Source organism: Amycolatopsis tucumanensis (assembly GCF_021654135.1).
Lineage (GTDB): Bacteria > Actinomycetota > Actinomycetes > Mycobacteriales > Pseudonocardiaceae > Amycolatopsis_E > Amycolatopsis_E tucumanensis.
Window position 1 is genome coordinate 1 of record NZ_JAKGSD010000105.1, and the last position, 9,666, is coordinate 9,666.

The 9,666-nt window shown below is 73.7% G+C and carries 9 protein-coding genes; 1 reads left to right on the forward strand and 8 read right to left on the reverse strand.

Translation table 11 applies throughout. The features are described from left to right. Positions 1–441: 441 nt before the first annotated feature. Positions 442–1,320, reverse strand: coding sequence for a MurR/RpiR family transcriptional regulator (locus tag L2C96_RS45290; RefSeq protein WP_237340226.1), 879 nt, complete (start codon positions 1,318–1,320; stop codon positions 442–444). A gap of 38 nt (positions 1,321–1,358) precedes the next feature. Between L2C96_RS45290 and L2C96_RS43460 the strand changes: the two genes are divergently transcribed. Further along, positions 1,359–2,090, forward strand: coding sequence for a maleate cis-trans isomerase family protein (locus tag L2C96_RS43460; protein ID WP_237340227.1), 732 nt, complete (start codon positions 1,359–1,361; stop codon positions 2,088–2,090). On the opposite strand, the gene L2C96_RS43465 is transcribed toward L2C96_RS43460, so the two are convergent. From L2C96_RS43465 to L2C96_RS43495, 7 genes are read right to left on the reverse strand one after another with little or no spacing between them, the layout of a single operon-like run. Next, entirely contained in the window at positions 2,087–2,863 is a 777-nt protein-coding gene (locus L2C96_RS43465; RefSeq protein ID WP_237340228.1) for a class I SAM-dependent methyltransferase, read from the reverse strand. The two genes, L2C96_RS43460 and L2C96_RS43465, sit on opposite strands and share 4 nt — an antisense overlap. Continuing rightward, entirely contained in the window at positions 2,860–3,711 is an 852-nt protein-coding gene (locus L2C96_RS43470; protein ID WP_237340229.1) for a sulfotransferase domain-containing protein, read from the reverse strand. Before L2C96_RS43470 ends, L2C96_RS43465 begins: the two co-directional genes overlap by 4 nt. Further along, positions 3,708–4,970: an MFS transporter gene (locus L2C96_RS43475; protein WP_237340230.1), complete on the reverse strand. Its 1,263-nt coding sequence runs from the start codon at positions 4,968–4,970 to the stop codon at positions 3,708–3,710. Before L2C96_RS43475 ends, L2C96_RS43470 begins: the two co-directional genes overlap by 4 nt. After that, positions 4,967–5,674, reverse strand: coding sequence for a phosphocholine cytidylyltransferase family protein (locus L2C96_RS43480; RefSeq protein WP_237340231.1), 708 nt, complete (start codon positions 5,672–5,674; stop codon positions 4,967–4,969). The genes L2C96_RS43475 and L2C96_RS43480 overlap by 4 nt, the downstream gene beginning before the upstream one ends. Beyond that, positions 5,610–6,302, reverse strand: a complete 693-nt coding sequence (locus tag L2C96_RS43485) for a gamma-glutamyl-gamma-aminobutyrate hydrolase family protein (protein ID WP_237340232.1) — start codon at positions 6,300–6,302, stop codon at positions 5,610–5,612. The genes L2C96_RS43480 and L2C96_RS43485 overlap by 65 nt, the downstream gene beginning before the upstream one ends. A gap of 2 nt (positions 6,303–6,304) precedes the next feature. Then, positions 6,305–6,811, reverse strand: a complete 507-nt coding sequence (locus L2C96_RS43490; RefSeq protein ID WP_237340233.1) for an adenylyl-sulfate kinase — start codon at positions 6,809–6,811, stop codon at positions 6,305–6,307. After that, on the reverse strand, positions 6,808–9,177 hold the full coding sequence (locus tag L2C96_RS43495; RefSeq protein ID WP_237340234.1) for a PEP-utilizing enzyme: 2,370 nt from the start codon (positions 9,175–9,177) through the stop codon (positions 6,808–6,810). Before L2C96_RS43495 ends, L2C96_RS43490 begins: the two co-directional genes overlap by 4 nt. Positions 9,178–9,666 lie beyond the last annotated feature (489 nt).

Below are 9,666 nucleotides of genomic sequence, written 5' to 3' on the forward strand. Positions count from 1 at the left end.
AACAATCCACATCGCCGCCATCAACGAGTGGCTACGCCATTGAAACAGGCCCTAGGCCGGACGGCGGCGGAGCTGCTGCTGCAGGAGACGACCGACCCCGGCCACGAGCACCAGCAGGTAGTGTTCACGCCCGAACTGGTGGTACGAGCGTCGACGCGCCACGGCGCCTGATCTCGGGGCACCCCTCCCCCGCCCCTCGACGCGGTCCTCCACCCGCCACCGCACCTGATCCCCGGCGCGCTCCTCCCCCACCACCACGAGCCGGCCCCCGCTCAGAACCGGTGCTCGCTCAGCACATCCGCCACCAAAGCCTGCGCCGCAGCAGACCGGTCGGGCTCGGCGAGCAGCAGGCTCACGAACAACGCGTCCAGCACCACCAGCTGGTGCCCACCCAGAGCTGGTGGTACGAGCCTCGACGCGCCACGGCGCCTGACGCCTGCCTCAGAACCGGTGCTCGCTCAGCACATCCGCCACCAAAGCCTGCGCCGCAGCAGACCGGTCGGGCTCGGCGAGCAGCAGGCTCACGAACAACGCGTCCAGCACCACGAGATGCGCCAGCCTGCTCGTCATCGCCTCCACGCGGTACCTCGTCTCCAGCCCGCCCGCGACCAGGGCGGCGTCGGCGACCTCCGTCAGCGGCGTCGTCGCGAAGCTGGTCACCGCGACCACCGCCGCGCCGGACTCCTTCGCCCGCCGGGCCGCGCTCACCGTCTCCCGGGTCGCCCCGGTGTGGCTCACCGCCACCACCACGTCCCCCGGCCGCAGCAACCCCGCGCGCACGTGCTGGACGTGCACGTCGGCCGGGGCCTCGGCCGCGATGCCCAGCGTCAGCAGCCGGTAGGCGGCGTCCTGCGCGAGCGGCGCGCTCGTCCCGACCCCGAGCACCAGCACCCGCGGCGCCGCGGTCAGCAACCCGACCGCCCGCTCCAGCGCCGCCGCGTCCACGCTCGACCGGGCCCGCTGCAGCGCGTCCGCACTGCTCGCGGCCAGCTTCGCCAGCACCTCGGCAGGAGGATCGCCGCGGTCGATGTGCTCCGGCGAGGAGCCCCCGACCAGCGGCGCGAGGTCCTGCGCGAGCGCGATCTTCGCGTCCTGGAACCCCTTGAACCCCAGGCTCTGGCACGCCCGCACCACGGTCCCCACCCCGGTGCCCGCGGCGGCGGCGATCTCGCTGACCGACATCCGCACCACGTCGGACCCGCGTTCCAGCAGCACCTGCGCGGCCCGCGCCTCGCTCGGCGGCAGGGACCGCAACGCGGCCCGCGCCCGCTCGGCCACCGATCCGGGCACCCGGGCCGCCTCGTCGATTCCGCCGGTCACGGGCGCAGGATACGGGACGGTTCGGGTACCCTGCGCGTATGAAACGCCACGTTCAGGGGCCGGAACCCCAGACGGGCGTCGGCATCGTCGCGCCCTACGACTTCGCCCGTGACCGCGAGCTGTGGCGGTGGGTGCCGCCGACCGTGAGCCTGTTCATCGCCCGCACCGGCGGCTCGCCCGAGGGCGACAACCTCGATTCGGTGTCGGCGCTCAACCGGCCCGCCACCGTCCGCCGCCCGACGCGTGAGGTGTGCGCGGTCGGCGCCGAGGTCGTCATCTACGCCTGCACCGCGTGCAGTTTCGTCGGCGGCACGCTCGGCGAGGCCGCGCTGCGCCAGGCCATGCTGGATGCCGGCGCGCCCCGCGCGCTGACCACCTCAGGGGCGGCGGTGTCCGCGCTGCGCACCGTCAAGGCGCAGCGGGTCGCGGTCGTGCACCCCTACGAGCGCCCGGTGGGCAACCGCCTGCGCGACTACCTGTGCACGGCCGGGTTCGACGTCGTCGCGTGCACGCCGCTGGGCATCCCGGTGCGCGACGTGCTGAGCGCCGGCTACGCCGAGGTGGCGGAGCTCATCCGCGCCGGCGACCGCCCGGACGCCGACGCGATCTTCGTCAGCTGCACCGCGCTGCCGACCTACGACCTCATCGCGCCCCTGGAAGCGGAGCTCGGCAAGCCGATCGTGACCGCCAACCAGGCGACCGTCTGGGCGGCGCTGCACGCGCTGGACCTGAACGCGACCGGGCCGGACCAGACGCTGCTCAACCTCTAAGGCAGCCGCTGCACCGCCCACGCCCGGGTCAGGTACGTCGTCTCCACCACGTCGTGCTCGGCGAGCGCCTCGCGCGCGTGGTCGAGGAACTTCGCGAACGCCTCGGGGCCGAGCTGGGCCTGCACGTCGTTCGCCGAGCGCCACACGCCGAGGTAGTGCTCGACCGTCTGCCGCACCACGTGGCTGCCCTCCAGGTAGAGCGGCGGGCCGTAACCGGGCTCGGCCGCCAGCCGCGCGGTCAGCGTCGCGGTGATGCCGGACCGCCCCGAGGACACCCGCCGCAGGCCGGGCTTCAGCCGCCGGATCTCGCCTTCGATCCCGGCGAGCAGCGGGTTCGCCTCGACCTCGCGCGGGTTCCACAGCGCGGCGAACCACCCGCCCGGCCGCAGCACGCGCCGGAACTCCCGCAGCCCGGCGTCGAAGTCGACCCAGTGGAACGACGACGCCATGGTCAGCAGGTCGGCCGACGCGTCGTCCAGCCCGGTGTGTTCCCCGCTGCCCGCGCGCCAGGTGATCCGCAGTCCGTGGCTGTCCTCGACGCCCTGCTCCCGCATCGCTTCGTTGGGTTCGACGGCGGTCAGCGACGCGGGCAGCCGCGCGGCCAGCATCCGGCTCCAGATGCCGGTGCCCGCGCCGACGTCGGCCACGTCGAGGCTGCACACCGGGCGTGCGCACAGGCCGAGGATCGCGTCCCGCACCGCGGGCGAGTAGCCCTCGCGGTAGCGCGAATAGCTCGCCGCGAGCGTGGTGAAGTCACCCTGCGCCAGGGTCATGATCGTGCCCTTTCTCCGAGGTGGTAACCGAACCGGCGGGCGAGCGCGGCGACGTGCGCCCGTCCGAAGAGGTCCGCGGTGGACGGGCTCATCCACGTCCGCCATTCCTCCGGCTGTCCCCGCCGGAGGATGCCGGGACCGTCGCCGCCCTGGTCGCGTTCGCGGCGGCGCACCGTATGGAAGTCGCTGCGCAGCACCGCCGCGGCGATCTCCCGGTCCGGAATGGACAGTCCGAACGCGCGCAACCCGGCGCGCAACGTGGGCAGCGGATCGCGTTTGAGGTCTTCGAACGTGGTGATCGCCGACCGGCGCAGGCGGCCGGCGTCGCAGACCCAGCGGCGGTAGAAGTCCGCCCAGTCGTCGAGCCGGTCGAGGCCGGTCGGGCCGGGGCGGCACAGCCAGTCCTCGAACGAGGTGGCCAGCCGGTCGAGCGGGTCCCGCACGAACTCGGTCCGGAAGCGGTACCACGAGTACAGCGCGTCGCGGGGATCGCGCACCAGGATCCACACGCCGTGCAGCGGACGGCCGGTGAAGAACCGCGGCGTGAGGTGGGTCTTGACGAACCGGGGCCAGGGCCTCCGCGGCTTGTCCGGGGTCGCCAGGCGCTCGCGGTAGTCGTCGTAGGCGGGGACGGGTTCGCTGTCGCCGTCCTCCCGCAGGGCCTCGGTGTAGGCGTCGGCGTAGTTGAGGCCCAGTTCGGCGAGGATGCCGCCCAGGTAGGACTGGCCGGAGCTGCCGATGCTGGCGACGAGCACGTCCCGCGGGCCGAGCCGGGCGATGTTGTCCTGGTACAGCGCGTTGTAGCGGTCCTGCAGGCCGTGCAGCAGGTAGAACACCTTGTCCGTCATGTCGCCCGCCGCCCCAGCGCGCACCCGGCGAGCCCGCCGAGCACCGCGACCGCGGCGGCGAGCAGGAAGGCGAACGCGTGGCCGCGCTCCAGCGCGGTCGCGAGCACCGCGACGACCAGCGCGCCGCACAGGTACTTCGCCGTCTCGTAGCAGCCGTAGGCGCTGCCGCGGTCCGCGGGCTCGGCGTGCCGCCCGGCGGCGCCGTTGAGCGTGACCGCGGAGACGGCCGCGCCGAGGCCGACGAGGACCAGCCCGGGCAGGACGTGCTCCAGCGCGAGCAGGACGAGCCCGGCCGCGCAGACCGCCTGCGCACCAATGAAGACCGTCGTCCACACGCGACGGTTGAGCAGCCGCGCGGCCAGTGGCGCGCCGACCAGGACGGCGATGCCGAGCGGGGTGAAGGTGAGCCCGGCCTGCAACGGGGTGAGGTCCTGCTGCAGGAACAGGAGCCCGACGAAGACCGTGCCGTCGTAGGCGAAGACGAACCCGGGCAGCCCGGCCACCGCGGCACGCAGCGACCGGTCCCGCACGACCCCGCGCGGCAGGAGCCGCACGACCGGCACGACGAGCACGAGCCCGACGGCGGCGACGGCGAGGTCGTGGTTGGTGATCGCGTACACCAGCAACGCGGCCGCGGTGACGGCCAGGGCAGCGCCGAGCAGCCCGGGCCGGGGCGCGCCGCGACGGCGGTCCTCGTCGAGGACCCGCGCGGCGGTGATCGCCGCGGCCGCGACGACCGGCGCGGTCAGCAGGAACAGGAAGCGCCAGCCGAGGCCCTGCGTGATGAGCCCGCCGGTGATCGCGCCGCCCGCCGCGCCGAGCCCGCCCGCGACGGCGACCGCGGCGAACACCCGGTCACGCACCCCTTCCGGGCGCAGGGCGCTGATGGTGGCGAACGCGTTGGGCACGGCGAAGGCCGCGCCGAACCCCTGCACGGCGCGCGCCGCGAACAGCACCCACGCGTCCCAGGCGACGCCGGCGAGCAGCAGGCCGGCGACGAACACGGCCAGCCCGGCGACCAGCATCCGGCGCCGCCCGAACGCGTCCCCGCAGCGGCCGCCGGTGAGCAGGGTCCCGCCGAGCGCGACGGCGTAGGCGGTCAGCACCCACTGCCCGTCGACCGGCCGGAGCCCGAAGTCGGCCTGGATCGCGGGCAGCGCCACGGCGACGACGAGCCCGTCGAACACCGCGACGAAGTTGGTCAGCGACAACACGATCGCCACCACGACCGTACGGCCGGGCGCGTGCACGAGCGTCACGACGCCACCTCCGCGCCGGACAGCACCTCGTCCAGCTCCCGCAGCACCGGCTCCCCCACCACGCAGTCCCGCGCGGAGTCGAACTCGTGCCACGGCCCCGCCACCGGAACGGCCCGCACGGTGAACTCCCGCGCGATCAGCCGCCGCAGCAGACCGGTCGTGTCGCGACGGGTGTCCGAACGCGACAGCTCCGCGGACAGCTCGGCCCACCCCACTGGCTCCAGCTTGAGCAACCCCAGGTACTGGCCGGCCACCTCCTCCACAGTGGACGGTGTGCCGCCGATGTCGGTCAGCCTGCCGCCGGTCACCGCGAACGTCTCCGCGTCGATCAGGGGGTCGCCGAAGCGGCGGGACCACTGCGTGAGCCAGTCCGGGTCGTACCCGACCACCAGCGGCCCCGGCGCCGACGCCACCGCGGTCACCGCGGCCGGGGTGAACACGATGTCGCCGTAGGCCACCACGACCGGGCCGGCTTCGAGCCATTCCCGGGCGCAGGCGAGCGAGTCCACCATGGACGACTCCGCCCACGCCGCGTTGTGGAAGCGGGTCAGCGGCACCCGCTCGAACTGCCACGAGCACCACCCGGTCACCACCGCGACGTCCCGCACCCCGGCCAGCGCCAGCGCGGAGACCTGGCGGTCAAGCAGCGTGCGGCCCGCCAGTTCGACGAGGCACTTCGGCCGGTCGCCGGTCGCCGCGCCCATCCGGGATCCGCGTCCCGCGGCCAGGATCACCGCCCGCATTCCGACCTCCGAACACCTCGCTGAACAGTTCGGCGTCCTCGTCGTGCACCGGGTCCGCGCGCTCGGGGTGCCACATGATCCCGGCCAGCGGCAGCGAGCGGTGCCGCACCGCCTCCACCACCGGCCAGCACCGCGCGGTCACCTCGAACTCCGGGGGCGCCTGCAGCACCGCCCAGTCGTGGTAGCTGTTGACGGTCCGCTCGCCGCGCGGCCCGGTCACCCGGTGTTCGACCGCCACGTGCCCGCGCACCCGCCGCAGCCGGGCGCCGAACGCGTCGAGCACCAGCTGCATCCCGCGGCACACCCCGATCACCGGCAGGCCGCGTTCCAGGGCGCGGCGCAGCAGGTAGCGTTCGAGGGCGTCCCGCTCGGGGGCCGAGCCCAGGTCGTTGCCGCCGGTCAGCACCAGTCCGCGGCACCCGGTCCGCCACAGCAGCTTCGCCGCGGCACCCGGGTCGAGCGGCATCGGCACGCCGTCGAACCCGCATTCGGCGAGGAACGACCACCACCGCACGTCGAGGGCGAGCCGTACCTCGCCGTGTTCGTTGGCGGGCAGCAGCCGCTGGGTCACCGCGAGCAGTCCGGACATCGTCACCACAACCCCGTCCGGGCGCAGTAGGTGTAGATCTGCTCGGCGGCGGCGCGCGACGAGGTGGACCCGTAGTTGGTGATCCGCAGGTCGGGGGCCACCGGGAACTCGGCGGCCTGCCCCGCGCCGACCACCTCGGCGCCCTCCGCGTAGATCCCCTTCGGATCGCGGCGGCGCAGCTCCTCCAGCGGCACGTCCAGGAACACCTCCGCGTACCGGGTCAGGTGACGCCGGTTCCACTGGTGCACCTCGTGCCGCAGCGAGATCGTCGCGCACACCACAATGTGCCCCTGTTCGGCCAGCAGCCGGCACAGCCGCCCGTAGGTGACCGCCAGCTGCCTGCGTGCTTCCGTGCCGAAGGACCGGGCGTCCAGCGCGGCGCGGACCGCGTCGCCGTCGAGCAGCACCGGCCGCACCCCCGCGCGCCGGAGCCGCTCGACCAGCTGCACCGCCACCGCCGACTTGCCGGCGCCGGACAGGCCGGTGATCCACACGACCCCGCCCGTCACGACGCCCGCGCTTCCGGCTCGGGCCGTCCCGCGACGGGGACCGGGCGCACCAGTTTCGCGGCCGCGTCGACTTCCAGCGCCCCGGCGCGCAGCCAGTCGCGGAACTGCGTCTCGCCGACGCCGATCGCGGCCGGGATGCCGAGTTCCAGCGCGCGGATCGCCATGTGCGAGTTGGCCCCGCCGAACGCGGTGACCAGCCCGGCGATGCCCTTGGTGAAGATCCAGTCGTAGCCGGGGTCGGCCGCCATGATCATCGCGACCGCCCCGGTGGGGTCGTCCCCGGCGCCCACGTCCGCGACACGCGCCGCGACCCGGGACTGGGTCACGAAGTTCGCTTCGCCGGGCAGCGCGACGAACGACGCCAGCTCGGCCGCGCCGGTGATCACCGCGGGCGCGCACAGCGATTCGGTCAGCGCGTGCCGGAAGCTGCCGCGTTCGATGGCCTCGTGCAGGACGGCCGAGTCGGTCCGCGCCGAGCCGGTGAGCTGGGACAGTGCGTCGACGGTGGCGTAGGACAGGTCGTCGGGGGTGAACCCGAGCCGCTCGCCCGCGCGGCGCGCCTCGACCAGGATTTCGCTGAGGACGCGGGAGAACTGGAGTTTGCCGTACTCGCGGGCGGACACCGCGGCGGTGACGAAGCGGAACAGGTCGCGCTCGGTGCCGGGCATGCGGTGGGCGGCCAGCAGTTCGCGCACGTCCCGCGCCTGCGCCGCGGTGGGGTGGAAGACCGGCGGGCGCGGCGGGGCGTCGCGGACCGACCAGTCGAAGTAGCGGTCGGGCTCTTCGTCGTAGCGGGCGGAGAGGATGTCGTAGGTGCCGGGGCGGAGGTGGCCGTAGCGGTCGAGGAAGGTGCGGCGGTCGACGGTGCAGAAGTCGCGCTGCATCTCGGCGCTGACCGTGGTGGCGCTGCCGAGCAGGGCGTCGGCGTCCGCCGGGGACAGCGCGCCGGCGTCGACCAGGCTGCGCACCAGCGCCGTCGCGGCGAACGCGGCGCGGGCGGCGCCGGCGAAGGGCAGGGTGCCCTGGGTGCGGCAGAGGCGGACGAGCTCGCCGATGCGGTCCGGCGACCAGCGGGGCGGGCGCCGCACCTGCCACCGGGACAGCTGGTCCAGTTCCGCCAGGTCGCGGGTGAACGGGCCGGATGGGCTCATCATGCGCACGGTCAGCACGCGCAGGGCCCGCACCAGCGCGGCGGCCTCGGCGTGGTCGAGCACGTTCGCCTCGCACAGCCGGGCCGCGTCGCCGGGGGTGCCGAAGTGGAACGACGACAGGGCGATCTCGAACTCGACCTTGTCGTGCAGCCGCGGGTTCGCCCGCAGCCGCGTCAGGTAGTGGCGGACCAGCCGGGTGGCGGTGCGGTCGTCGAGCGCGGCGGGCACGAGTGAGCTGAAGCTGGCGCGGGTGTCGATGTAGGCGAGCCCGCCGAGGTCGACCAGCAGCGGGGTGCCGCGCAGGTCGCGGTAGCCGTAGCGGAACCGGGAGTCGGCCCAGATGCGGTCGGTGATGAGGCGGCGGTAGAGCGACAGCGCGAGCGGGCGGGGCCGGACGCCGATCATCTCGGCGGGGTTCCAGTCGGGCATGACGCCGAGGACGGTGTCGCGGCTCAGCGCGGGCGGGCCGGCGCTCTGCAGGGTCGCGACCTGGACCTGGCAGGCTGCGACGGCAGCCCGGTGCCGCCGGCGGGACAGCGGCAGCCGGGCGGTCGCCAGCGGCCGGACCTGGAACAACACGAGCCGCCCGTCCCCGGCGACGCCGAACTCGAACTCGAACGGCTCGTCCCCGCTGAGCTGTTCGAGCTCGGCGATCAACGCGGGCAGCCCGGCGAGCAGCGGCGTCGGGGGCAGCGGGTCGGGGCCGGGCAGGAAGTACCAGGTGCGCACCCCGGCCCGGCCGGAGGTGACCTCGGCGGTGTCGGCGCTCTCGGTCCAGTTCACCACGCGGTAGGGCGCGCCACCGCTGGGCTCGCACGAGGAGACGACGCCGCTGGCCACCGGATCGCGCAGCTGCGGCTGGACCAGCACCTGGTTGTCCGGGTGGTCGTCGAAGGACCGGACCACGATGTCGATCGCGCGCCTGAGCTCCTGCCAGCCGTGCACATCGGACAGTGACAGGTAGCGCCCCGCGTTGGAAAAGCCGGCCTGGTCCTCGTCCCGGCTGCTGCTGCGCACGATCAGCGGCGCACTCGACCAGCTGAGCCCGCGCACCCGGTCCAGCACGCCCAGCGGATCAGCCCGCCACCGGTCGACGGTGAAGGACTCCATCGGCAGCACAACGGCCGACCGGACCAACGGTGCGAGCCTGGCGAGCGTTTCGGCCTTGGTGCCGAACGCGAAGGGCTCCGTCGCCGCGGAAACAGGCGCGTGCATGGGCCGCTCCCTCACGGTTCGATGACAACGCCGCGACACCGACCTCGCCGCGACGTACCCGCCAAGGTAACGCCGGGAGAAGCCGAACCATCGGGGGCGATCTTTGCCAGGGAGCGCAAAGCGCATGCACTTGATCTTTGAACCCAAAGTAGCTGGGTGGTCATCCCGTCGCCTGACACGTGACGATCACCTTGAGCCAGGGCCGCAACCCAGGCCGCCAACCGGCAGCCGAACATGCCAACCTTGCGGCCCTGGCTCAAGGTGATATGCACAAACCGGAAGGCGACGGGATGACCACCCAGCGACCACCCACCCGAGGTGAGCTAACAACGGTCCCCTGGTCATCCCGGAGCCTGCCCGTCCGGCGAGGACATCTCTTGATCTTTAAACCCGCGCTGACGCGCGGAAAAAGCGCCTCACGGCGCTCGAAAGGTCACCTTCCGACCACCCCCGCCCCCGATGCCTGATTGTGTTTCAGTCGCCGAGCAG